27 protein-coding genes are annotated in these 23,262 nt (G+C 68.0%); 12 read left to right on the top strand and 15 right to left on the bottom strand.

What is annotated here, in order from left to right; genetic code table 11:
• Positions 1-19 precede the first annotated feature (19 nt).
• The 12 genes from JI752_RS06570 to JI752_RS06515 all read right to left on the bottom strand — a co-directional run bounded on the left by JI752_RS06570 (position 20) and on the right by JI752_RS06515 (position 9,546).
• Positions 20-739, bottom strand: a complete 720-nt coding sequence (locus JI752_RS06570; protein WP_216960954.1) for a sulfite exporter TauE/SafE family protein — start codon at positions 737-739, stop codon at positions 20-22.
• Positions 729-929 (bottom strand): cbb3-type cytochrome oxidase assembly protein CcoS, encoded by a 201-nt coding sequence (ccoS, locus tag JI752_RS06565; RefSeq protein ID WP_216960951.1) that lies wholly within the window; start codon positions 927-929, stop codon positions 729-731. The genes JI752_RS06570 and ccoS overlap by 11 nt, the downstream gene beginning before the upstream one ends.
• A complete protein-coding gene (locus tag JI752_RS06560) occupies positions 926-3,340 on the bottom strand; it encodes a heavy metal translocating P-type ATPase (protein WP_254200207.1) in 2,415 nt (804 codons plus the stop codon). The genes ccoS and JI752_RS06560 overlap by 4 nt, the downstream gene beginning before the upstream one ends.
• Positions 3,337-3,846: a FixH family protein gene (locus JI752_RS06555; RefSeq protein ID WP_216960948.1), complete on the bottom strand. Its 510-nt coding sequence runs from the start codon at positions 3,844-3,846 to the stop codon at positions 3,337-3,339. The genes JI752_RS06560 and JI752_RS06555 overlap by 4 nt, the downstream gene beginning before the upstream one ends.
• Positions 3,846-5,399: a 4Fe-4S dicluster domain-containing protein gene (locus tag JI752_RS06550; protein WP_216960946.1), complete on the bottom strand. Its 1,554-nt coding sequence runs from the start codon at positions 5,397-5,399 to the stop codon at positions 3,846-3,848. Before JI752_RS06550 ends, JI752_RS06555 begins: the two co-directional genes overlap by 1 nt.
• 13 nt (positions 5,400-5,412) lie before the next feature.
• Positions 5,413-5,706: a hypothetical protein gene (locus JI752_RS06545; RefSeq protein ID WP_216960942.1), complete on the bottom strand. Its 294-nt coding sequence runs from the start codon at positions 5,704-5,706 to the stop codon at positions 5,413-5,415.
• 21 nt (positions 5,707-5,727) lie between these two features.
• Entirely contained in the window at positions 5,728-6,660 is a 933-nt protein-coding gene (ccoP, locus tag JI752_RS06540; protein WP_216960941.1) for a cytochrome-c oxidase, cbb3-type subunit III, read from the bottom strand.
• Positions 6,657-6,797, bottom strand: a complete 141-nt coding sequence (locus tag JI752_RS06535; protein ID WP_216960937.1) for a cbb3-type cytochrome c oxidase subunit 3 — start codon at positions 6,795-6,797, stop codon at positions 6,657-6,659. Before JI752_RS06535 ends, ccoP begins: the two co-directional genes overlap by 4 nt.
• A 1-nt stretch (position 6,798) precedes the next feature.
• Positions 6,799-7,413 (bottom strand): cytochrome-c oxidase, cbb3-type subunit II, encoded by a 615-nt coding sequence (gene ccoO, locus JI752_RS06530; RefSeq protein ID WP_216960934.1) that lies wholly within the window; start codon positions 7,411-7,413, stop codon positions 6,799-6,801.
• 10 nt (positions 7,414-7,423) lie between these two features.
• Complete coding sequence (gene ccoN, locus JI752_RS06525) at positions 7,424-8,863, bottom strand: cytochrome-c oxidase, cbb3-type subunit I (RefSeq protein WP_216960932.1); 1,440 nt, start codon at positions 8,861-8,863, stop codon at positions 7,424-7,426.
• A gap of 139 nt (positions 8,864-9,002) precedes the next feature.
• Positions 9,003-9,209, bottom strand: a complete 207-nt coding sequence (locus JI752_RS06520) for a twin transmembrane helix small protein (RefSeq protein ID WP_216960930.1) — start codon at positions 9,207-9,209, stop codon at positions 9,003-9,005.
• A 10-nt stretch (positions 9,210-9,219) separates the two neighbouring features.
• Entirely contained in the window at positions 9,220-9,546 is a 327-nt protein-coding gene (locus tag JI752_RS06515; RefSeq protein WP_345777324.1) for a hypothetical protein, read from the bottom strand.
• 98 nt (positions 9,547-9,644) lie between these two features.
• Here JI752_RS06515 and JI752_RS06510 point away from each other — a divergent pair, with 98 nt between their 5' ends.
• Positions 9,645-11,069, top strand: coding sequence for a PLP-dependent aminotransferase family protein (locus JI752_RS06510; protein WP_216960927.1), 1,425 nt, complete (start codon positions 9,645-9,647; stop codon positions 11,067-11,069).
• Between the two features lie 50 nt (positions 11,070-11,119).
• Here JI752_RS06510 and hemN (JI752_RS06505) read toward each other — a convergent pair whose 3' ends face one another.
• Positions 11,120-12,514, bottom strand: a complete 1,395-nt coding sequence (gene hemN / locus JI752_RS06505) for an oxygen-independent coproporphyrinogen III oxidase (RefSeq protein WP_216960925.1) — start codon at positions 12,512-12,514, stop codon at positions 11,120-11,122.
• 144 nt (positions 12,515-12,658) lie between these two features.
• Here hemN (JI752_RS06505) and JI752_RS06500 point away from each other — a divergent pair, with 144 nt between their 5' ends.
• A complete protein-coding gene (locus tag JI752_RS06500) occupies positions 12,659-13,462 on the top strand; it encodes a lytic transglycosylase domain-containing protein (protein ID WP_216960923.1) in 804 nt (267 codons plus the stop codon).
• 19 nt (positions 13,463-13,481) lie between these two features.
• On the opposite strand, the gene JI752_RS06495 is transcribed toward JI752_RS06500, so the two are convergent.
• Positions 13,482-13,979 carry a hypothetical protein gene (locus tag JI752_RS06495; RefSeq protein ID WP_216960921.1) on the bottom strand — a complete coding sequence of 166 codons (498 nt, stop codon included), beginning with the start codon at positions 13,977-13,979 and terminating at the stop codon, positions 13,482-13,484.
• Positions 13,980-14,114: 135 nt separating this feature from the next.
• On the opposite strand from JI752_RS06495, the gene JI752_RS06490 reads away from it, so the two are divergent.
• The 7 genes from JI752_RS06490 to JI752_RS06460 all read left to right on the top strand — a co-directional run bounded on the left by JI752_RS06490 (position 14,115) and on the right by JI752_RS06460 (position 18,187).
• Positions 14,115-14,627, top strand: coding sequence for a hypothetical protein (locus JI752_RS06490; RefSeq protein ID WP_216960919.1), 513 nt, complete (start codon positions 14,115-14,117; stop codon positions 14,625-14,627).
• Positions 14,628-14,629: 2 nt separating this feature from the next.
• On the top strand, positions 14,630-14,818 hold the full coding sequence (locus JI752_RS06485) for a CPXCG motif-containing cysteine-rich protein (protein WP_216960918.1): 189 nt from the start codon (positions 14,630-14,632) through the stop codon (positions 14,816-14,818).
• 303 nt (positions 14,819-15,121) lie between these two features.
• A complete protein-coding gene (locus JI752_RS06480; protein WP_216960917.1) occupies positions 15,122-15,469 on the top strand; it encodes an EF-hand domain-containing protein in 348 nt (115 codons plus the stop codon).
• 121 nt (positions 15,470-15,590) lie between these two features.
• Entirely contained in the window at positions 15,591-16,310 is a 720-nt protein-coding gene (locus tag JI752_RS06475) for an HAD family hydrolase (protein ID WP_216960916.1), read from the top strand.
• Positions 16,311-16,434: 124 nt separating this feature from the next.
• Positions 16,435-16,926, top strand: coding sequence for a hypothetical protein (locus JI752_RS06470; RefSeq protein ID WP_216960915.1), 492 nt, complete (start codon positions 16,435-16,437; stop codon positions 16,924-16,926).
• A gap of 65 nt (positions 16,927-16,991) precedes the next feature.
• The gene (locus JI752_RS06465) at positions 16,992-17,672 is read left to right on the top strand and encodes a hypothetical protein (RefSeq protein ID WP_216960914.1); all 681 of its coding nucleotides are present in this window, start codon (positions 16,992-16,994) and stop codon (positions 17,670-17,672) included.
• Positions 17,673-17,698: 26 nt separating this feature from the next.
• Positions 17,699-18,187 carry a GNAT family N-acetyltransferase gene (locus tag JI752_RS06460; RefSeq protein WP_216960913.1) on the top strand — a complete coding sequence of 163 codons (489 nt, stop codon included), beginning with the start codon at positions 17,699-17,701 and terminating at the stop codon, positions 18,185-18,187.
• Between the two features lie 20 nt (positions 18,188-18,207).
• On the opposite strand, the gene JI752_RS06455 is transcribed toward JI752_RS06460, so the two are convergent.
• On the bottom strand, positions 18,208-18,447 hold the full coding sequence (locus JI752_RS06455) for a DUF2249 domain-containing protein (protein WP_254200205.1): 240 nt from the start codon (positions 18,445-18,447) through the stop codon (positions 18,208-18,210).
• A gap of 165 nt (positions 18,448-18,612) precedes the next feature.
• Between JI752_RS06455 and hemN (JI752_RS06450) the strand changes: the two genes are divergently transcribed.
• The 3 genes from hemN (JI752_RS06450) to JI752_RS06440 all read left to right on the top strand — a co-directional run bounded on the left by hemN (JI752_RS06450) (position 18,613) and on the right by JI752_RS06440 (position 23,160).
• Positions 18,613-20,013, top strand: coding sequence for an oxygen-independent coproporphyrinogen III oxidase (gene hemN / locus JI752_RS06450; RefSeq protein ID WP_216960911.1), 1,401 nt, complete (start codon positions 18,613-18,615; stop codon positions 20,011-20,013).
• 12 nt (positions 20,014-20,025) lie between these two features.
• Complete coding sequence (locus tag JI752_RS06445; RefSeq protein ID WP_216960910.1) at positions 20,026-20,781, top strand: helix-turn-helix domain-containing protein; 756 nt, start codon at positions 20,026-20,028, stop codon at positions 20,779-20,781.
• Positions 20,782-20,886: 105 nt separating this feature from the next.
• Positions 20,887-23,160 carry a nitric-oxide reductase large subunit gene (locus JI752_RS06440; RefSeq protein WP_216960908.1) on the top strand — a complete coding sequence of 758 codons (2,274 nt, stop codon included), beginning with the start codon at positions 20,887-20,889 and terminating at the stop codon, positions 23,158-23,160.
• Positions 23,161-23,262 lie beyond the last annotated feature (102 nt).

Here is a 23,262-nt window from a genome sequence, read left to right as displayed (position 1 = left end):
CGGTACTTCCCTGTCGGCATCACGCCGACGGCGTGACACAGCCCAGCGCGGAAAGCACCGCGTGCAGTTCCGGCACCTGCATCAGCCACGGGGCCGACAGCGTGAGCAGCCCTGCGGCCATCACCAGCGCTGCGCCGGCATTGCGCCATCGCGTCTGCAACCAGCGTCCCAGGCGCGCGCCACTCCAGGTCAGCGGCAGCATCACCGGCAGCGTGCCCAGGCCGAACGCCGCCATCGTCAGCGCACCGCCGAGCGCACTGGCCTGCAACCATGCGGCCGCGAGCAGCGTCGTGCTCAGCCCGCACGGCAGCCAGCCCCACAGCACCGCCAGGCCCAGACGCTTCGCGCGCGAGTCCGCAGGCAACAGACGCGCCTGAAGCGGCTGCAACCAGCGCCACATCCGCGCGCCGGGACGCCCCAGCGAGGTGAAGCGACCGTGGCGGTCGAACAAACGCAGCGCGACGATCACCAGCACCAGCCCGACCAGCATGCGCAGTGCGGTGGCCAGACCGTCCAGCCGCGCCACGCCGACGATGCCGTGGCCCAGGCCACCGGCGATCGCCCCGGCGATGATGTAGCCGCCGACACGTCCCAGGTTCGCTTCGATCGCCGGTGCGATCGACCGTTGCGCCGTTGCGGAAAAGCCCGTGGCGATGCCGCCGCACATCGCGGCGCAATGCGCGCCGCCCAGCAGTCCGCTGAGCGAGGCCGCGCCTAGCGTCAGCCAGTCAATCGTCATGACGTGGCGGGTCGTCGTTCGGGATGGCGCGCTCGGGCGCGCGCATGGGCAGCGGGTCGTCGCGCAGGATGTCGATGGCCGGTGTGTCCAGGTCGTCGAACTGTCCGCGCCGCACGGCCCAGACGAAGGCGCCGATGGCGATGCCCAGCAGGACCAGGCTGATCGGAACGAGCAGGAGCAGGATGTTCATGCGGACCTCCGCGTGTCGTCGGCGTCGCGCCGGCTCAACCGCAATGCATTGAGCGTCACCAGCAGCGAGGATGCGGCCATGCCGACCGCCGCGATCCACGGCGTGACGTGGCCGGTCGCGGCCAGGGGGATCGCGAGGATGTTGTAACCCAGTGCCCAGGCCAGGTTCTGGCGGACGATGCGTTGCGTCCGTCGCGCCAGCACGATCGCCTGCGGAACGCGCAACAACGAGGGGCTGGTGATGACGAAGTCCGCCGCCCGCTGCGCCAGCGCGGCGCCTTCGGCCATCGCGAGCGAGACGTCGGCGCCTGCCAGCACGGGTGCGTCGTTGAGCCCGTCGCCGACCATCGCCACGATCTCGCCGCGTGCCTGCGCCGTCCGCACCTGCGCCAGTTTCTGTTCGGGCGTCTGGCGCGCATGGAACGTTTCGATGCCGACCTGAAGTGCGAAGCGCGCGACCGCGCCGTCCGCGTCGCCGCTGCAAAGCTCGACGGCGAGTCCCGCGCGATGCAGGGCCGTGATCGCGGCGCGGGCATCCTCGCGCATGGTTTCGCGCACCGTCATCCGCGCGAACGCGCGCGTGCCGTCGCCGAGCCAGAGCGCTCCGTCGTCCACGCCTGACGCGGCGAACTCGGCGCGGCCCAGCCGCCAACGCACGCCGTCGATGTCGCCTTCGACCCCTTGGCCGGCGACGCTGGTGACGTGCCGTGCGGCGAGGTCGGTCTCCACATGCGCGAATGCCTGGGCGAGCGGATGCGCGCTGCCGTGTTCCAGCGCGGCCGCGATGGCCAGTGCCCGCGCCTGGTCCATGTCGGCGAAGACGGCGACGCGGTCGAGTTCGGGACGGCCGTTGCTCAGCGTGCCGGTCTTGTCGAGCATGACGCGGTCGATTCGCGCGAGCGTGGACAGCGCATCGCCACGCAAGCCGAGCACGCCCATGCGCGCGAGCGCGCCGTGGGCGGTGGTCAGCGCGGTGGGGATCGCCAGCGAAAGCGCGCAGGGGCAGCTCACCACCAGCAGCGCCAACGTGACTTCCAGTGCGCGCGCTGGATCGTGCACGCGCCACCACGCGTACGTAGCGGTGGCGCACAGCAGCAGGGCGACGACGAAGCCGCCCGCCACGCGTTCGGCGACGCGCGCCAGCTGTGGCCGCGCGGACTGCGCCTGCTCGACCAGCCGCGTGAGCTGCGACAGCCAGGTGTCCGCGCCGGTGCGCGTCACGCGCACTCGCGCGGATTGCTCGCGGCAGACGCTGCCGGCCAGCGCCGCGTCGCCGGGCTCGCGTCGCACGGGCGTGGATTCGCCGGTGATCAGCGCCTCGTCGAAGGACGCGGCGCGATCCAGAAGCACGCCATCGGCCGGCACGGCTTCGCCGGCGGCCACGCGCAGCACGTCGCCGACCACGAGTTCGCCCAGCGGAATCTGTTCCGGCGCGCCGTCGCCCCGCTCGCGCAGCGCCAGCGCAGGGCGCGCACGCGCGAGCGCATCGACCTGCGCGCTGGCGATGCCGCGCGCGCGCTGCTCGAACATGCGTGCCACCAGCAACAACAGCACGAACATCACCGCCGCGTCGTACCAGACATGCACGCCGCCGCGCAGGGTTTCGACCAGGCTGGCGAAGTAGGCGAGCAGGGTGGAGCCGGCGATCAGCGTGTCCATGCCGATGCGACGGCCGCGCAGTTCGCGCCACATGCCTTCCAGGAACGGCCAGCCGGAATAGAACACGACCGGCGTGGAGACGAGGAAGGTGATCCAGCGGAAGAAGTCACGCGTCGCCGCAGGCATCTGCTGGGCGCTGTCGAGGTAGAGCGCTTCGGCGAACATCATCGCCTGTATCGCGCCCAGGCCTGCCACGCCCAGTCGCATCAGCCAACGCCGGCGTTCGATGCGCTGGGCCTGCTCGCGTGCGTCGCCGGTCGCCAGCCAGGGGCGATAACCGAGCGCGGCGAGGCGCTGCATCAACGTGGAGAGCGCGGTGCGCTGCGGATCCCACGCCACGGTGATGCGACCGGTCACTGCGTTCGCGCCCGCATCGAGCACGCCGGGCAGGCGCCGCAGCGCGCGATCGATCAGCCACGCGCACGCGGCGCAGCGCATGGCGTCGGTGAGCACGGTGATCTCGCGTCCGCCGGGCACGGTGCGACTGTGTTCGGCGAGCACGACATCGCGGTCCCACGCGCTGAAGTCCGTCGCCTCGGCCTGCACGCGTCCGGCGGGCGAGGTGCGCAATTGGTAGTAATCGCCCAGCGCGGCATCGCGAATCCACGACGCCGCCGCGGCGCAACCGCTGCAACAGAAGGCGCGGCCGTCGGCGCGTACCGCGTCGGGCGGCAGCGACTCGCCACAGTGCTGGCAACCGCCGGCTTCGGCGGCGCGCGTGTCCCGCAGGGGCAGCGCCGCGTCCATCGTCATTCGCCGGCGAGCGCCGGCGCCAGGTGCGCGGCCTGCTGGCCGGCGACGAGGCGGCCGTGCAGACGCCACTGCCGGTCGTTCGGGGTGAGTTGCAGGAGCCAGTCGTGGTCGAGCGGGAGGTCCACGTCCGCGTGCCAGCCCAGCTCGCTGGGCCGGAGTTCGAGCGTGCGGTCTTGTGTGGCCTGGCTCGGGTGCGACAGCGCGAGGGTCAGCGGCACATCGCGCGGCACCTGGCCGTCGCCGAAACCACCGTCCACGGGCAGCAGCTCGACGCCACGGCGATCCACGCGCAGCACCGCGGAGAGTTTCATCTCCCGCGCGCGCTCGTCGGGGCCGAGTTCGGTCGTCTGGATCTGCGCGGTGCGCTGCACGGTGTCGATGACGGCGTCGTCGCCGCCGCTGCGCAGCGCGATCACGACCAGCCCGACGCCGGCCACCACGGCCAGGATCGGCAGTCCGATCACCAGCCACATCACGGGATTGCGGGTGCGTCCGCGCTGTTCCATCACATCGGTCCGAAGAAGTTGGATTCCACGTTGGCGCTGGCCGCGCCGTCCGTACGCTCGACATGGAAGGTGACCGGCTGCTTGCCGTGTACGTCCTTCGGTGCCGACAGTACCAGAGGCAGGTTGAGCACTTCCTCGGCGGCGGCGTCGATGGTCTGTTCGCCGCCCACCAGCGTGATGCCGGCCTGGCCCTGCGCGCGGATGCGGAAGCTTCGCGGCTCCATGTCCTTGTTGATCAGCTTGAGCGTGTAGGTGTTCTCGATGCGCTGGTCGGCCGTCTCGCGGTAAAGCGCGTTGCGGTCGCGCAGCACCTCCGCGATGAGCGGACTGCGATGGCCGACGCCCCACGCCCAGGCCACGCACAACGCGGCCAGCAGCGTGCCATAGACGAGCACGCGCGGACGCGCCACGCGCGTGGGCTTGCCGTCGATGGCGTTCTGCGTGGAGTAGCGGATCAGGCCCTTGGGGTAGCCCATCTTGTCCATCACCGAATCGCAGGCGTCGATGCACGCGCCGCAGGCGATGCACTCGTACTGCAGGCCATTGCGGATGTCGATGCCGGTGGGGCAGACCTGCACGCAGATCGTGCAGTCGATGCAGTCGCCCAGTTGTTCGGGCGCGAATTTCGGCAGCGGTTCGGCGGTGAGGCCGACGTCGGTGACGGCGGTGGTGCCGGCGGCCTCGAGCGCGACGGCGTTGCCCTGGCGCGCGGCTCGGAACACGTAGTTGTAGGCGGTGGCGACATCGAGCAGGCCGCGCGCGCGTTCGAGCACGCTGCCCAGGCCGCGCTTGCGCGGGCCGCGCGGTTCGCCGCGCATCGGGTCGTAGGCGATGATCAGGGTGTTGCGGTCGAACATCGCGCTCTGGAAGCGCGCATACGGGCACATGTACTTGCAGACCTGCTCGCGCAGGAAGCCGGCGTTGCCCCAGGTCGCCAGCGCATAGAACAACACCCAGAACGTTTCCCAGCCGCCCCAGCCGGGCGGCTGGCCAATCAGCGGCACGCGTGCGGCCAGGTCGGTGATCGGCGTGAAGAAGCCGACGAAGGTGAAGCCGGTCCACAGCGCGAACACCAGCCAGAGCAGATGCTTGGCACCCTTGCGCAAGACCTTCGTGCCGTTCCAGGGGCCGGCGTCGAGCTTCATGCGCGCGTTGCGATCGCCTTCGGTCCAGCGCTCCATCCACAGGAACACTTCCGTCCACACCGTCTGCGGGCAGGCGAAGCCGCACCACAGGCGGCCGGCCAACGCGGTGAAGAAGAACAGCGTCAGGCCGGCGATGATCAGCAGCACCGAGAGCAGGAAGAAATCCTGCGGCCAGAAGTTCAGCCCGAACACGTAGAACTTGCGCGCCGGCAGGTCGAAAAGCACCGCCTGACGTCCGTCCCAGCGCAGCCAGGGGAACACGTAGAACATGCCCAGCAACACCACGACCGCGACATTTCGCCAGGTCTGGAACACACCGCTCACGCTGCGCGGGTAGATCTTGCGCTCGCTGACGTACAGCGCGCTGCCGGTGTCTTCGACAAGGTCGATCGTGATTTTCTTGCTCATTGCAGGTCCGGTACTACTCCGGCCGAAGCGGCCGGTTGAAACGACTGGCCGGGCGCAGCAGCACCCAGGTGAATGCGCTGGAGGCGGCGGTGGCCACCCAGAACATGAAAAAGCCCAGGCTGTACCCGAGCGTGCGCGTCATCGGCAGGTGGGGGAACGTCATGTCGCGCAGTGCGAGCGGGTCGACGAAGGCGAAGAACACCATCGTCGCCACGCAGGCGGCAAAGAAGCTTGGCCAAAGGATCGCCCCGAGCCGCTGCGAGAGCGGTCGGGGCGGGTGGTCGAATCGCGGTTCCTGCACGGTCATGGCGTGCCCCTCATGGGGTGGTCACTTCGCGGCGGTAATGGGAGGCTTGGTCGGGTGGGACAGCGACCAGACATAGGCCGCGGCCAGGCGTGCGCGGGTCTCGCCGAGCGTCTGGCGCCATGCGGGCATCACGCCGTGACGGCCGTTGCTGATCGTCTGGCGCAGGCTGTCGCTGCTGTTGCCGTACAGCCAGTAGTCGTCGGTGAGATCCGGCGCGCCCATGGCGGTGTTGCCCTTGCCGTCGACGCCGTGACAGGCGATGCACACGCCCTCGTAGAGCGACTTGCCCTGAGCAGCCATGTAGTTGTTCTGCATGCTGTCCGGATCCGACAGCGTGCGCACGTAGGCCGCCACGTAGTCCACCGCGTTGTCGCCGCCCATGCCGGTCAGCACCTTGCCCCATTCGGGCATCACGCCTTCGCGGCCGTCGAGCACCGAATGCAGCACGTCGTCGGGCGTGCCGCCCCAGTGCCAGACCTGGTCGGTCAGGTTGGGATAGCCGATGGCACCCTGCGCGGTCGAACCATGGCAGGTGGCGCAGGTGTTGTTGAAGATGGAGCGGCCCAGCGCCACGGCCTTGGGATCATGCGCGATGACGTCGATCGACTTGCCTGCGTACGGCGCGAAGGCGGCCTCGAGCTTGGCGTCGTCGCGTGCCTTGTCGGCCGCCTGCTCCTTGGCGGAGCTCCACTTGCTCACGCCTGCATACGCGCCCAGGCCCGGGAAGTAGATGAGGTAGCCGATGGCGAAGACGATGGTGATGTAGAACAGGTTGATCCACCACCGCGGCATCGGTTTGTTGTACTCGGTGAGGGTGCCGTCCCACACATGGCTGGTGTCGGTGGGGGCGGGATCGCCCGGCCGGCGCTTGCCGGTCCACCAGATCAGCCACACGCAACCCAGAATATTGATCGCGACCAGCGCGATCACGAACCACGACCAGCCGGCGCTCATTGCGGCATCTCCTTACTTTCATCGAGCGGCAGTCGCGCCGCCGCATCGAATTCTTTCTTTCGTCTCGGGCTCCACACCCAGATCCAGCCGGCCACGAACAGCACCAGCAGCACGGTTGTCACGATTCCGGACAGCATCTCAGCCTCCCCTCGGCGCATGGCGACCGAGACCTTGCAGATAAGCGACGACGGCGTCGAGTTCGGTCTTGCCCTCGACGGCAGCCTTCGCGCCGGCGATATCGGCGGCCGTGTACGGATCGCCGATGGTCTTGAGCGCACGCATGCGGTCTTCGACCTGCGCGCCGTCGACCGTGTTCTTCGCCAGCCACGGGAAACCGGGCATGTTGGATTCGGGCACGACATCGCGCGGGTTCAGCAGGTGCACGCGGTGCCAGTCGTCGGAGTAGCGGCCGCCGACGCGTGCCAGGTCGGGTCCGGTGCGCTTGCTGCCCCACTGGAACGGACGGTCGTAGACCGATTCGCCCGCGAGCGAGTAATGGCCGTAGCGTTCGGTCTCGAAGCGCAGCGTGCGCACCATCTGCGAGTGGCAGTTGTAGCAGCCCTCGCGGACGTAGACGTCGCGTCCGGCGAGTTGCAGCGCGGGGTAGGGCTTCACGCCCGGCAACGGTTCGATGGCTTCGGCCTGGTGCATCAGCGGGACGATTTCCGCCAGACCACCGAAGGAGACGGCCACGGCGATCAGCACCGCCATCAGGCCGACGTTGGTTTCGACTTTCTCGTGAGAATGACTCATCTGGGCGGCCTCAGGCGTGTGCGTTCGCAGTGTCGGGCGGAAGCACGGGCGTCGGGACGAGGTCACGCGCCTGCTGCCAGGTACGGATCACGTTCCAGGCCATCACGAACATGCCGCTCAGCACGATCACACCACCGGCCAGTCGGCCCAGGTAGTACGGATACGTGGCGTTGAGTGCTTCGACGAAACTGTAGGTCAGCGTGCCGTCGGGGTTGGTGGCGCGCCACATCAGGCCCTGCATCACGCCGGCGATCCACATCGAGGCGATGTAGAACACCACGCCGATGGTGTGCAGCCAGAAGTGCAGGTCGATCGCCTTCACCGAATACATGCGCTCCTGACCCAGCAGGCGCGGCAGCATCGAGTAGACGGCGCCGACGGAGATCATCGCGACCCAGCCCAGCGCACCGGCGTGGACGTGGCCGACGGTCCAGTCGGTGTAGTGCGAGAGCGAGTTGACCGTTTTGATCGACATCATCGGTCCCTCGAAGGTCGCGATCATGTAGAACGACACGGCGACGATGAGGAACTTCAGGATCGGATCGGTGCGCAGCTTGTCCCATGCGCCCGAGAGCGTCATGACGCCGTTGATCGCACCGCCCCAGCTGGGCGCCAGCAGCACCAGCGAGAACACCATGCCCAGCGACTGCGCCCAGTCCGGCAGCGCGGTGTACTGCAGATGGTGCGGGCCGGCCCACATGTAGATGGCGATCAGCGCCCAGAAGTGCACGATCGACAGCCGGTACGAGTAGACCGGGCGATTGGCCTGCTTGGGGACGAAGTAGTACATCATTCCCAGGAAGCCGGCGGTCAGGAAGAAACCGACCGCGTTATGCCCATACCACCACTGCGCCATCGCATCGACCGCGCCGGTGTAGAGCGAGTACGACTTGAACGCGCCCACCGGCATCGCCAGGTTGTTGACGATGTGCAGCAGGGCGATGGTGATGATCATCGCGCCGTAGAACCAGTTGGCCACGTAGATGTGCTTGACGCGGCGCTTGACGATGGTGCCGAAGAAGACCACACCGTAGCTCACCCACACGACGGCGATCAGCAGGTCGATCGGCCATTCCAGCTCGGCGTATTCCTTGCCCTGGGTGAGGCCCAGCGGCAGGGTGACGGCGGCGGCGACGATTACCAGTTGCCAGCCCCAGAACGTGAAGGCTGCCAGCTTGTCGAAGGCCAGGCGCACGTGGCACGTACGCTGGACGACGTGGTAGCTGGTGGCGAACAGCGCGCAACCGCCGAAGGCGAAGATCACCGCATTGGTGTGCAGTGGTCGCAGTCGGCCGTAGCTGAGCCATGGGAGGTCGAAGTTGAGCGCCGGCCAGTACAGCTGGGCGGCGATGATTACGCCTACCAGCATGCCGACGATGCCCCAGACCACCGTCATCGCGGTGAACTGGCGCACGATCTTGTCGTTATAAGTTTCGGGTTGGGTTTGCATGGGTAGGCACTCCCGAGCGGTAGGCCGGGGTCGGCGGCATGTTAGGAACCCGTTCACATTGGGCGCTTGATCTCGATCAAAGCGCCGGCCACGCCATTCAAACGCAACCGCGCGCGCGCGGAGGACCGTTCGGCGGCTGTCAGGCGCCGACCGCGTGGGGCTGGATGAAGCCACTGGCGATGCCGACGGCGACCATTGCGATCAGGGCGATGGACAACCCGATGCGACGCGTCAGGGCGTTGACCGCGCGCTTGCTCTCACCTCGGTCGGTGAGCATGTAGAACAGCGCGGCGCCGAGGTTGTAGACGATCAGGGCGAGGAATCCGACAACGATCAGGGTCTTCATGGGCAGCCCATCAGGTAGGAGAGAAGGAGGACGCGCGCGCCAGCCAGCGGATGCGAGCGACCAACGCCACCGCCATCACGCCCAGGTACAGGCCATAGGCGATCGAGGTGGCGAAGACCTGCTTCCACATCGGGCCGAAACCCGCGTCCGCGTGCGCCATGCCCCAGTACATGCCGCCGAAAGCGGCGGCCGTTGCCAGCGTCAGCGCAACCGTGTCGAACAGCGAGCGGGCCGGGCCGCGCGGTTGTCGCGGATAGCGCCAGAACAAAACCGACAGCACCGCGAACCACGGCGCGAACAGGATCAGGGCGAGGTGCAGCTGGACGCCTTCGGACACGGCAGGCTCGGGCGGGGGAAGTGGCCGCAGTCTAGGGCGACCGTATCAGTTGAAGTAGAATCAGAATTCGACAGAAAAACCGTATCAGTTGCCTCCCGGTGAAGCGCTACGAAGCCCTGGCCGACGATCTGGCCCGCTCGATCCAGTCCGGCGTGTTCCACCCGGGGGACCGCCTGCCGTCGGTGCGCCAGACCACGGCCGCGCGCCGGCTCAGCCCGTCCACGGTCTTCCAGGCGTACTACCTGCTGGAGGCGCGCGGCCTGATCGAGTCACGCGCGCGTTCGGGCTACTACGTCGCCGCCCACCCGCCGCGCCTGCCGCCGGAGCCCGAGGCCGCGTCGCGACCGGACGGGGACTCGCGTCCGGTGGATGTCAGCGATCTGGTGTTAGAGGTGCTGCAATCGGCGATGCGGCGCGAGCTGGTGCCATTCGGCTCGGCCTTCCCCAGCCCGCTGCTGTTTCCGCTGGCCCGCCTCGGTCGAGCCGTCGCCTCGGCCGCGCAGGAGCTGGACCCGTGGAGCACCGTGGACGACCTCACGCCCGGACTGGGCGAACTGCGCCGCCAGATCAGCCTGCGTTACTTGATCGACGGCATCGAGGTGCCGGCCGAGGAAATCATCGTCACCAACGGTGCGCTGGAAGCGTTGAATCTGGCCATTGCCGCGATAACCCGTCCCGGCGACGCGGTGCTGGTGGAATCGCCCTGTTTCTACGCCGCGCTGCAGTCGCTGGAGCGCAACGGCCTGCGTGCGGTGGAAGTGCCCACGCATCCGCGCGACGGTGTCGACCTGGAGGCTCTGGAGCGGTCGATCCTGCGCCATTCGCCGCGCGCATGCTGGCTCATGCCGACGTTCCACAATCCGCTCGGCGCGACCATGCCCGATGCGGCCAAGCGGGATCTCGTCGCGCTGCTCGCGCGACACGGCATCCCGCTGATCGAGGACGACGTCTACGCCGAGCTGCACCACGGCGCCCAGCGTCCGCTGCCGGCCAAGGCGCACGACCGCGAGGGGGGCGTGCTGCATTGCTCCTCGTTCTCCAAATGCCTGGCGCCGGGCTACCGCATCGGCTGGGTTGCGGCGGGCCGGTTCCGCGAGACCATCGCGCGCAACAAGCTCACCACCACACTCAACACCAACGTGCCGGCGCAACACGCGATCAGCCGCTACCTGCAGGGCGGCGGCTACGACCGCCACCTGCGCCGACTGCGCGCCACGCTCGCCGCGCAGCAGGCGACGTACATCGAGGCCGTTGCGGCCTGCTTTCCGGAAGGCATGCGTGTCACCCGTGCCTCGGGCGGTTACTTCGCATGGATCGAACTGCCCGACGGGCGCGACGCCCTGACGCTGCACCGTCGCGCGCTGCAAGCGGGGATCAGCATCGCGCCGGGTCCGATCTTCTCCGCCAGTCGCGGCTTCGGTCATTGCCTGCGGCTGAATTTCGGGCATCCGTTCGATGCGCGCAGCCAGTCGGCGCTGGAGTCGCTCGGGGCGCTGGCGCGTACGGCGCGACCGATCGGTTAGCGCCTTTGCTGCTTGGAGAGGGGCGCGCGCGGGCTTTTCGTTGCGTTGCTCTATACCGTCCGCGAGAACCGCGCGGGTGCCGCTTGCGGCTGGCGCAAATACCCGTCGAAGCACATCGCGATCACCCGCAGCAGCAGGCGGCCTTCCGGCGTGGCGACGATGCGTTCGGGCTCCACCCAGACCAGGCCGTCGTCCTGCAGTGGCTGCAGGCGACGCAGGGCGTCGGCGAAGTAGTGCGTGAAGTCGATGCCATGCGCGCGTTCGATCGCGTCGATGGGCACTTCGCCCTGGCACATCAGACGCTGGATCACGTCCGCGCGCAGCTGGTCGTCGGCGCTCAGGCGCAGGCCGCGCCACACCGGCAGGCGCGGTGCGTCGATGGCCTGTTCCCAGCCCGGAAGATCGCGCGGGTTCTGGCTGTAGCTGTCGCCGATGTGGCTGATGGCGCTCACGCCGAAGCCGACGAGGTCGCAATCGGCATGCGTGGTGTAGCCCATGAAATTGCGATGCAGGCCGCCGCGCGCTTGCGCCAGCGCGAGTTCGTCGTCGGGCAGTGCGAAGTGGTCCATGCCGATGTAGACGTAGCCGGCGGCGGTGAGGCGCTCGATCGCCAGGCGCAGCAGATCAAGCTTGAGATCCGCCGACGGCAGGTCCTCGGCGCGGATCTGCCGTTGCGGCTTGAACAGCTCCGGCAGATGCGCATAGCTGTAGACGGCCAGACGCTCCGGGCGCGCGTCGATCACGGTGTCGAGCGTGCGCGAGAACCCGTCCAGGGTCTGCAACGGCAGGCCGTAGATCAGGTCGACGTTGACCGAGCGCATGCCGTGGTGGCGACACGCGTCGATGATGGCCAGCGTCGCCGCGACGTCCTGCTCGCGGTTCACCGCGCGCTGCACGTCCGGGTCGAAATCCTGCACGCCCAGGCTGGCGCGATTGAAGCCGGCGTCGGCGAGTTCGGCGATGTCGTCGGGCGTGAGCTCGCGCGGGTCCAGTTCGATGGAGATGTCGCGGTGGGCGGCATCGCTGAAGCGGAAGTGGTCGCGCAGGTCCTGCACCGTCGCGCGCAGCTGTGCGGGAGTGAAGAAGTTGGGCGTGCCGCCGCCGAAATGCAGCTGCACCACTTCGCGGTCCGGATCGAACAGGCCGGCCATCATGCCGATCTCGCGCGCCAGTCGCGTGCGATAGGGCTCGCTGCGCGAGCGGTCGCGCGTGATGATGCGATTGCATCCGCAGTAGAAGCAGGGGCTCGTGCAGTAGGGAACGTGCACATAGAGCGAGAGGCGGCTGGGAATCGGATCGCCGTTGCTCGCCTGGGCGGCGTCGACCAACTGCGCCGGGCCGAAGTCCTGGCTGAACTGGGGCGCGGTGGGATAGGACGTGTAGCGCGGCCCCGGCCGGTCGTAGCGGCGCAGCAGTTCGGTCGGAAAGGGCGGAAGGGTGGGCATGGCGCGCAGCCTATCGAGCATGTCGCGGGTCGCTTTGACCTGAATCAAGTCGCTTCCGAGCGTGGTGGTTCAGGCCGCGCCCGCCCCGATGAACGGGCGCCCGCGTTGCATCGCCGTTCGGGCGGGGCGCCTAGAATCCGCGCCATGGCCCGGCTTCGCGCTCCCGCCGTCGTGCTGCTCTGCGTGCTGCTCGTGCTCTGTGCGATCGGCCAGGCGCAGGCGCGCACCGTATATAGATGCGTGCGCGATGGCACCGTCAGCCTGTCGACCGCGCCCGAGCCGGGCTCGCGTTGCACGCCGAAGCAGATCGACGACAACGCCGCCGCGGTGCCCAACCTGTTCGGCACCGGCGAGGCGGTGAGCGGCGTGCTCTACGAACGGATGCAGGACGGCAAGCCCGTTTACGGCACGCGCAAGCTGCCGGGCGCCGTGAAGGTGCTGTCCTTCACCGTGCCCGCACCGCCGGGCGAACCAGCGCACGAGGGGCTCGGCCGATTGGGACCGCCGAGGCTCGACCGATATCCGAAGCAGTTCCGCGCCGCCGCCAAAGCGACCGGCGTGGACGAGGCCTGGCTGCGCGCGATCGCCCACGCCGAGAGCGACTTCGATGCCGCCGCCGTTTCGCCCAAGGGCGCGCAGGGCGTGATGCAGCTCATGCCGGAGACGGGCCGCGAGTACGGCGTCACCGATCCGTTCTCGTACGAGCAGTCGATCATGGCCGGCGCGCGTCACCTGCGCGCGCTGATGCGACGTTACGGCAACGACATGACGATGGTGGCCGCGGCCTACAACGCGGGCATCGGTGCGGTCACGCGCTACGGCGGCGTGCCGCCGTATGCCGAAACGCAGGCCTATGTGGTGAAGGTACGCACGCTCCACGGCCGCTATCGCGATGCGCTCGGCAAGCCGCTCGCAAAACAGTCCGCGCGCGGATGGGCTTCTCCTTAGCGAGCGCAGCGGCGGCGCATTACGCCATCGCTTTGGTCGATTCGTAAGGAAGATGCACGGCACCCGCGGTCGCCAGTTGCGATTCGATGCCGTCGAGGAATTCCTTGTCGCCATCGAGCACGACGAGGATGCGGCCTGCCTGGATCTCCTCGTCGAACTTGCGACGGATCGGATCGGGCAGCGATGAACCCACCAGCGCCGATGCCCACGATCCCACCAGCGCGCCCGCCACCGCCGCGGCCGCGGCACCGGCCAGCGTGAGGCCGATCGGCGTGATGACGATGGCCGCCAGTCCCGCCAGCAATCCCGCTGCACCGCCATAACCCGCGCCGCGCAGTGCAGCGGGAATCAGGTCGGTATCGGCTTCCTTGCGGTCGTTGGGGATCTCTTCCAGCTCGATGTCCGATCGCGCGACGAGCAGGATGTCGTCGTCGCGCACGCCGGCGCCGCGCGCTGCGTTCATCACCGACTGCGCCGTGGCCAGATCGGGCGTGCTGAAAACATGGCGAACCTTCATCGCTCCCTCCCGCACGGATTCATGGCGACGCGATGGCCGAAGCTTTGCCGCGCCGGAGTTACCGGGACGTGATGAACGCGGGCTTGCACATGGCGGTGTTAAGGTGCGCGCATCTTCCGCACATGCGAGCCTGCAATGCGTCCTTCCGCGCGTTCCTCCATTCTTCTCGCCGCGTTGACGGGCGGGATGCTCGTCGCCTGCCAGCCGTCGTCGCCTCCCGCGCAGGAGCCAGCCGCGCCTGCCGCGCCGCAGGTCACTGCCGATACCTCGCAGCAGCCGGCGCGTTCGACCGATCAGCCCGCGACCGACGCACCGACCGTCGCGCCCGCGATTTCACCCGCGGCATTCGCCGACAAGGTGTGGAAGGTGAAGTCGTCCGGTTCGGTGGAGCCCGACACCGTGTATGCCTTCCTCGGTGACGGCACGCTGGTGATCGATTCGCCCAACGCAACGCCGATGCACGGAAAGTGGAGCTTCGAGAGCGGCAAGTTGACGATGGTCGAAGAGGGCATCGCGTATCCGACCGACATCCTCAAGCTCGACGCCAACGAGCTGCATCTGCGCAGCCATAACCCCGGGCAGCCCGTGGACATCGTCTTGACCGCCGCTCCGGGCGAGGCACTGCCGAGCGCCGCACCGGAGAAATGACCATGCTGCCCGCCGTCGAAGTCCTGTGCCCGTACTGCGGCGAACCGCTTACGTTGCTGATCGACGACTCCGCCGGCGCGCAGACCTACATCGAGGATTGCCAGGTGTGCTGCCGGCCGATGGTGGTGCGCGTGCGCATCGACGAAGAGGGGGCGATCGACGTCGACGTGGGCAGCGAAGACGAGGCGTGAGCGGGCGCGGAAAACGTTTCCGCTCGGCGCGCGTTGACTTCGGTCGCCGGTGAAGGTTGTGTTCGGTTCAGTTGCGGCACGCGAGGGCAGGCAACTTAACTTCGGTGCGCGTCACATTCCCGGGCCGATCGCATCGACAATCGGCCCCGCGCCTACCGGCAGCGCCGGGCGCGGTGGTTAAAGCAACGTTGCGTTAACACTCGCGCGCGCCGATACGTTCATGCGGAGGTGGGCAAGGTCGATCCGTGCGGCACGCCTTGGGGCAGGCACGCGCAGAACTTCCTTCATTCCAGGAGACACCGCATGACCATCCGCAACCGCAAGCCGCTCATCGCCGCCGCCGCCCTGGTGGCCGTCCTTTCAGCGCCGCTTGCCTTCGCGCAGTCCGCCACCCCGCAGTCGCAGGATCCGGCCGCCGCGTCGGCCGCGCAGCCGGCATCGGGCGCACCGGCGAAGAAGAGCTGGTCGGACGTGGACACCGACAAGAACGGGTCGCTGAGCAAGTCCGAAGCTTCGAGCGTGCCGGCGCTGGGCCAGGTGTTCGACCAGGCCGATGCCGATGCCGACGGTGCGCTGACCGCCGACGAATACAAGGCCTACGTCGCCAAGGTGCAGACCGGTGCCTCGGGCAGCGGCAGCGGCGGCAAGTAACCCGCACACGCGTCATCGATCCCGTCCAACCTGCGCATTGTTGGACTCCGGCAGGGGCGGCTTCGGCCGCCCCTGCTTCGTTGTGTCCGGCCCCGCGCGCGGCGTCGAATACACTAGGCACATGAGCGAAATCCAACTGATCGGCTTCGACGCCGACGACACCCTCTGGCGCAGCCAGGACTATTTCGACGAAGCCCAGCTTGAGTTCGAGCGCATCGTCGGTGCCTACGTCGACCTGCGCGATGCGCGCGTGCAGGACCGCCTGTACGAAGTGGAGAAGCGCAACATCGCGCTGTTCGGCTACGGCGTGAAGGGCATGGTGCTGTCGATGATCGAGGCCGCCGTGGACATCACCGCCCAGCGTATCGCCGCGCAGGACGTGCATCGCATCGTGGAACTGGGCAAGGGCTTGCTGCGCCATCCGGTGGAGCTTCTTCCGGGCGTGCGCGAGGCCGTGGAAACCATCGCGGCCGACTTCGACGTGGTGCTGATCACCAAGGGCGACCTGTTCCACCAGGAAGCGAAAGTGCGCCAGTGCGGCTTCGCCGATCTGTTCCGCCGCATCGAGATCGTCAGCGAGAAGGACACGGCGACCTACGCGCGGCTGCTGGAAGAGTTCGACCTGCCGGCGCAGCGTTTCGTCATGGTCGGCAACTCGCTGCGGTCCGATATCGCGCCGGTGCTGGAACTGGGCGGGTGGGGCATCCACGTTCCGTACCACACCACCTGGGCCCACGAGAACGAGGCCGAAGTGGCCGATGCCGCACCGCGCCTGCGCCGCATCGGCAGCGCGCACGAGCTTCCGGCGGCTGTGAAGGCCCTCGCCGCGCAAGCCGGCTGAACGGGTTCCCCAACGCCGGCTGAGCGCTCCCGGCAGACCCCGGCCGGGTTAGAAAATGGTTCATGGCGCCGGTCGTATCTTGGCTCCGGGGCCCGCAGGGTGCGGGCCAACAAGGAGCGCAGACATGGCCACTGTCCTGACCCGATGGTTCGCCCCTGTGGTGCTGGCGGTGGGTGTGGGCGCGGCCGCGATGGCCCCGACGCCCGCGCGCGCCGACGACGACTGGGCGCGCGTGATCGTCAGCGTCGCCGATGTGATCTACCACGGCGGTTATCCGTACTACCGATACGACCGCGGCTATCGCGACCGGCTGGTCGTCGTGCACGACTATCGCGGCGCCCCGACCTACTACCGCCGCGTCTACCGGGCGGGCCCGCCTTACGGCAACGCCTACGGCTACTGGAACGCCCCGCGCGGCAACTGCAACAAGCACGGCAAGTGCACCACGCGCTACTACGACGCCCGCTACGATCACCGCTACGACGATCGCCGCTACGGCCGTCACGACGACCGCGCGTATTACTACGGCGACCGCCGCTGGGACGACCGCCGGTATGATCGCCACGACCACCGCGACCGGGACGATCGCCGCTGGCGCGACGACCGCGACGACTGATCATGGCCGTGGACCGCAACGGAACGCCCGCGTGGCGTTCCTTCGATGACGAAGGGAGCTTGCCGATGGCGATGACCTGGAGAGCACGGATGGGCGCGCTGCTGGTGGCGGCCGCGGCCACACTGGGGTGGGGCACCACCGCCTCGGCGCAGGACTACACCTTCGGCTGGAATCCACGCACGGGCGATGTATGGGTGGACACCTGGTTGTCCGACATGAACCGCTACGGCGCGCGCTATCGCGATCCGTTCGTCGACGAGATGGTTCGCTACTACGGCGCGCCCCGCGACCTGGTCAACGACCTGCTCGGAGAGCGTCGCTGGGCGCCGGGCGATGTGTACTTCGCCTGCGCGATCGCCTCGGTGCTCGGCCGTCCGTGCCGCTATGTGGCCGATGTGTGGGAGCGCGACCATGCGCAAGGTTGGGGCGCCGTCGCGCAGGGACTGGGCATCAAGCCCGGTTCGCCGGAGTTCCACCGGCTGAAGAAGGGCTTCGTTCCCAGCTACGACCGCTGGGGGCGGGGCATCACGCTCGACAATGAGCTGTCCCGCGATTTCCCGGGACGTGCGAAGGAGCCCGCCCGGCCGAAAGGCCAGGCCACGGCGCCGGCGAAGAAGCACGCTGCGCCGGCTGGTCAGTCCAATGGACAGGGCAAGGGCAACGGGCACGACAGCGGCAAGGCGAAAGGACAGGGCCAGGGCCAGGACAGCGGCAAGGCGAAGGGCCAGGACAAGGGCAAGGGCTGAGCCGTCGTGCGGCCTATGATGGCGGCATGAACATCGCCACCCTTCGCATCGTCGATTACGCGCCGCGTTGGCGCGAAGACTTCGCCCGCCTCAACATCGAATGGCTCGAACGCTGGTTCACGGTCGAGCCGATCGACCGTGAAGTGTTGGGAGACCCCGAACGCCACATCCTCGCCGACGGCGGCCATGTGCTGTTCGCTGTCGACGGGAACGGTCACGCCATCGGCACGGTTGCGCTCAAGCGCGAGTCCGAGGGCGTGTACGAACTGACCAAGATGGCCGTCGCCCCCGAGGCGCGCGGTTCCGGTGTGGGCCGCGCCCTGATGCAGGGCGCGCTCGACGCCTTCCGCGCGCGCAACGGCCGCGAGCTGTTCCTGGAGTCCAGCAGCAAGCTCGGCCCGGCGCTGGCGCTCTACGAGAGCGTGGGCTTCCGCCATCACCCTGCGCCGCGCCCGGGTTCGCACTACGTGCGGGCCGACGTGTACATGGTGTGGGAACCTGCGGAGCCTCATTAGGCAGCCGCGCGACTGACCGCTCAGGCCGGACTGTCGGTCACGGTGAAGTCGATGATCACCACGCCGACCTCCCGCTGCCGGTATTCCACACGGATGCCTTCGCCGTAGCGTTGCGCGATTTGTTGCAGCAACGGGACCGGATCGTGGTCGTTGAAGAAGCGCATCGTCTCGCCGGGCGTCAGTGCGTCCAGCGCGCCAAAGATGGAGGCATGGCGGAAGCGCTTGCTGATGCCGCGCGCGTCGAAGGGGTACTGGTTCATCGTCGTGTCATGACTGGTGGAGTGCATGCCATTCGCGCATGCCGGGCGGCGGCGCGGTATGACATGGGTCAAGCCGAACGCGATCAGGTGCGCCAGGGGTGCATGCGTGCTGCTGCTTGATAAAAATCAAGGTGGAACCGGCCCGGGCCACGGACGATGCCGGCCATGGTTACCTCGCGTGTTGTCTTCGATCCCGAGCTGCTCCGGCGCTACGACCGCCCGGGGCCGCGCTACACCTCGTATCCGGCGGCGCCGCAGTTCAAGCCCGGATTCGGCGAAGCGCAGCTGCGCCAGGCCGCGGCGGCGAGCAACGGCGATCCGATTCCACGCCCGCTGTCGCTCTACGTGCACGTGCCGTTCTGTGCCAGTCCCTGCTTCTACTGCGGGTGCAACCGGATCATCTCGCGCGACAAGGCACGCGGCGAGACCTACCTGACGCGGCTGTATCGCGAGATCGGACTGGCGTCGGCGATGTTCGATCGCGATCGCGAAGTGGTGCAGCTGCATTTCGGCGGCGGCACGCCCAACTTCCTGTCAGCCGAGCAACTCGCCGAGGCGGTGGACGTGGTCCGGCATCACTTCCGGTTCGCTGCGCGTGGCCGGCGCGAGTGCTCGATCGAGCTGGACCCGCGCTTCGTCGATGAAGCCTATGTGCGCGAACTGGCCGCAGCGGGCTTCGACCGCGCCAGCCTGGGCGTGCAGGACTTCGACCCGGACGTGCAGCAGGCCGTGAACCGCATCCAGGGCGTGGAGGAAACGCTGCGCATCATCGATGCCTGCCGCACGCATGGCTTCCGCTCGGTGAACGTCGACCTGATCTACGGCCTGCCGCGGCAGACGATGGCCGGGTTCGACCGCACGCTCGACATCACCCTGCGCGCGCGACCCGATCGCCTGGCGATCTACAGCTACGCGCACCTGCCCACCTTGTTCCGGCCGCAGCGGCAGATCAACGAGGCGGACCTGCCCACGCCGCAGGCCAAACTGGCGCTGTTGCAGCAGGCGATCGAACGCCTCGGCGAAGCGGGCTACGTCCACATCGGCATGGACCACTTCGCACTGCCGGGCGACGACCTGGCGCTCGCGCAGCGACGCGGCGAGCTGCACCGCAATTTCATGGGCTATACCACCTGCGCCGACAGCGACCTGCTCGGCCTGGGCGTCAGCGCGATCAGCCACGTCGGCAGCAGCTTCAGCCAGAATCCACGCGATCTGCCGAGCTGGGAGCGCGCTATCGATGAAGGACGCATGCCGGTGTGGCGCGGCATGCAGCTGGACGACGACGACGTGATCCGCGCCGACGTCATCCAGCAGCTGATGTGCCTGGGAGAAATCGACGTGACGGCCACCGAGCGCCGCCACGTCATGGACTTCGGCGTCTACTTCGCCCAGGCCCTGGCGAAGTTGAAGCCGCTGGAAGAAGACGGACTGGTGGAGGTGGGTCCGCATTGCATCCGCGCGACCGCGCGAGGTCGCCTGCTGCTGCGGGTGCTGGCGTCCTGTTTCGACCGTTACCTCGCGGCACCGCCCGGGGAACGGCCGGCGCCCTTCTCGCGGATGGTGTGAGCGAGCGGCCGCATGAATCAGGGCATCGTGTTTCCGCGCACAGACGCCTCGGTGCTCGCGGACGACGGCGACACATTTCACTTCTGCTCGACCTGCGCCTTCTCGCAGGCCTGTCTGTCCGAGGGCATGGACAAGGCGGCGCTGCAGGATCTGCACGTGCTGGTCGAACACATCGGTCCGCTGCATCCGGGCGAACACGTTTTTCGTGAAGGCGACGGGTTCGGCGCGATCGCCGCGGTTCGCGCAGGCACGGTCAAGACTTACATGGTGGATGCCGACGGCCGCGAGCAGGTGCTGGGTTTCCATCTGCCCGGCGAGGTGATCGGCCTCAACGCCATCCACGACGACCGCTACCCGTGCAACGCGGTGGCGCTGGACACGGTGATGCTGTGCCGGTTCTCGTTCCCGCGCATCGCGACGCTGGCCGCGCGGCTTCCCAATCTGCAGCGCCATCTGTTCCGCCTGATGAGTCGCGACATCGGCGTGGCCTCCCTGTTCGCGGGCGACCATTCGGCCGACCAGCGCATGGCGGCGTTCCTGATCGGTCTGTCGCGGCGCCTGGCGCAACGCGGCTTCTCGCCGCGGCGATTCCAGCTGACGATGTCGCGCACCGACATCGCCAACTACCTGCGCCAGGCGCCGGAGACCGTCAGCCGCGTGCTGCGGCGGTTCGAGCGCGACGGCCTGGTGCAGATCAAGCACCGCGACGTGGAAATCCTCGACATGCCCCGCCTGGAGGCGATGGCGCGGGCCGTGCTGCGGCACTGATGCGGTGTCGAGTCGTGTCAATCAGATCGTTTCGCCTTGACATAAATCATGGAGGCGGGTGGTCACCCGGCCGGAAGATGCCTGCGCATTCACAGGAGCGCAGACATGACTTCCACTCGCAAGCTTTGGGCAGGCCTGGCGGTCCTGCTCATCGCCTCGTTCGCCGTCCTGCTATGGGTCGGTAGCGAGATCCACCGCCAGGCACCGCCGATGCCCGAGCGGGTCGTCGGACCGACCGGCGAAGTCGTCTTCACCCGCCAGGACATCCAGACGGGCCGGCAGGTGTGGCAATCGATCGGCGGCCAGCAACTGGGTTCCATCTGGGGCCACGGCGGCTACGTCGCGCCGGACTGGAGCGCCGACTGGCTGCACCGCGAAGCCGAAGCCCTCCTGGACGGCTGGGCACGTCGCGAGGACGGCGTCGACAGTTACCGCAAGCTTGGCCCGGACACCCAGGCCGCGTATCGCGCACGCGTGCAGGCGCTGCTGCGTCCGAATACCTACGACGAAGCGACGGGGACGATTCGCCTGGACGCGGACCGCGTCGCGGCCATCGCCGCCGTGGCGACGCATTACCAGAGCCTGTTCGGCGCCGATCCGGCCACCGCCGGATTGCGCGAGGCCTACGCGATGCGCAACGACACCGTGCCCGATGCGGAGCATCGCCGGCAGCTCACCGCGTTCTATTGGTGGACTGCGTGGGCGGCGGTCACGCAAAGACCGGGCTCCGAGATCACCTATACGGCCAACTGGCCGGCCGATGATCTGGTAGGCAACCGGCCCACGTCGGGCGCGTTCCTCTGGACGGTTTTCAGCGTGCTGTTCCTGATTGCCGGCATCGCGTTGCTGGGTTGGCACTATGCGGTTAACCACGGCGAGGAAATGGCCCCGACGTTGCCGCGCACCGACCCGCTGGCCGCGATCCGGCTCACGCCGTCGATGAAGGCCACCGCCAAGTACTTCTGGGTGGTGATCGCACTGTTCCTGACGCAGATCCTGCTGGGTGCGATCACCGCGCACTACCAGGTCGAAGGCCAGCAGGCGTACGGCTTCGCACTGGCCGACGTGCTGCCGTATTCGCTGACGCGCACCTGGCACACGCAACTGGCGGTGTTGTGGATCGCCACGGCCTGGCTCGGCATGGGCCTGTACATCGCACCGGCGATTTCCGGGCATGAGCCGAGGTTCCAGCGACTGGGCGTGAACCTGCTGTGGACGTGCCTGATCGTCATCGTCGTGGGCGCGTTCGCCGGGCAATGGCTGGCGGTGATGCAGAAGCTCGGACTCCAGCACAATTTCTGGTTCGGTCACCAGGGCTGGGAATACGTCGACCTGGGCCGCTTCTGGCAGTGGTTCCTCTTCATCGGCCTGGTGCTGTGGCTGACGCTGGTGGGACGCGCGCTGTGGCCGGCGATCCGCAATGGCGGCGAGTCGCGTTCGATCGTGGTGCTGCTGTTCCTGTCCACCGTCGCCATCGGCCTGTTCTACGCGGCCGGCCTGATGTGGAGCGAACACACCTCGCTGTCGATGGTGGAGTACTGGCGCTGGTGGGTCGTGCATCTGTGGGTGGAGGGCTTCTTCGAAGTCTTCGCCGTGGCGGTGATGTCGTTCCTGTTCACGCGCCTGGGCTTGCTGCAGGTGCGCACGGCGACGACGGCGGTGCTGTTCGCCACCATCGTCTTCATGGCCGGCGGCGTGCTGGGGACGCTGCACCACCTGTACTTCGCGGGCACGCCGACGGCCGTGATCGCACTGGGCGCAAGCTTCTCCGCACTGGAAGTGGTGCCGCTGGCCTACGTGGGGTTCGAGGCGTACCACAGCTACAAGATGGGCAAGGCGACGCCGTGGATGCAGCGCTACCGCTGGCCGATCATGTTCTTCATCGCGGTGGCGTTCTGGAACCTGGTGGGCGCGGGGCTGTTCGGCTTCCTCATCAACCCGCCGCTGTCGCTGTACTACATGCAGGGCCTGAATCTGACGCCTACCCATGGCCACACCGCGTTGTTCGGCGTGTACGGCATGCTGGGCATCGGGCTGATGCTGTTCTGCCTGCGTGGCCTCAAGCCAGACGTGCAGTGGAACGAGAACGTGCTGCGCACCAGCTTCTGGGCGTTCAACATCGGCCTGGCGGGGATGGCGCTGTTCACGCTGCTGCCCCTGGGCATCCTGCAGTTGAAGGCGGCGCTGGAACACGGCTACTGGTACGCGCGTTCGGCCGAGTTCATGCAGCAGCCCATCGTCGATCTGCTGGTGTGGATGCGCGTGCCGTCGGACACGATCTTCAGTGTCGGCGCCGTGTCGCTGGCGTGGTTCGTGTTGCGGCTGTGGGTGGCGCCGCGGCGCGTGGCGGTGCCGCGGGGACTTCCGACTCAGGCCTGATCATCATCGCGGCAATCGCGCAAAGCCCGGCCGGAAACGGTCGGGCTTTGCCGTCTCCGTCTCCCTCTCTGTCCGGCGCGCGTCTGCATCGCATCTGACATA

The organism is Lysobacter sp. MMG2 (genome assembly GCF_016735495.2).
Classification (GTDB): Bacteria; Pseudomonadota; Gammaproteobacteria; order Xanthomonadales; family Xanthomonadaceae; genus Lysobacter_J.
Note: the sequence above shows the minus strand (reverse complement) of the source record. Positions and strands in the feature narration are given on the sequence as shown.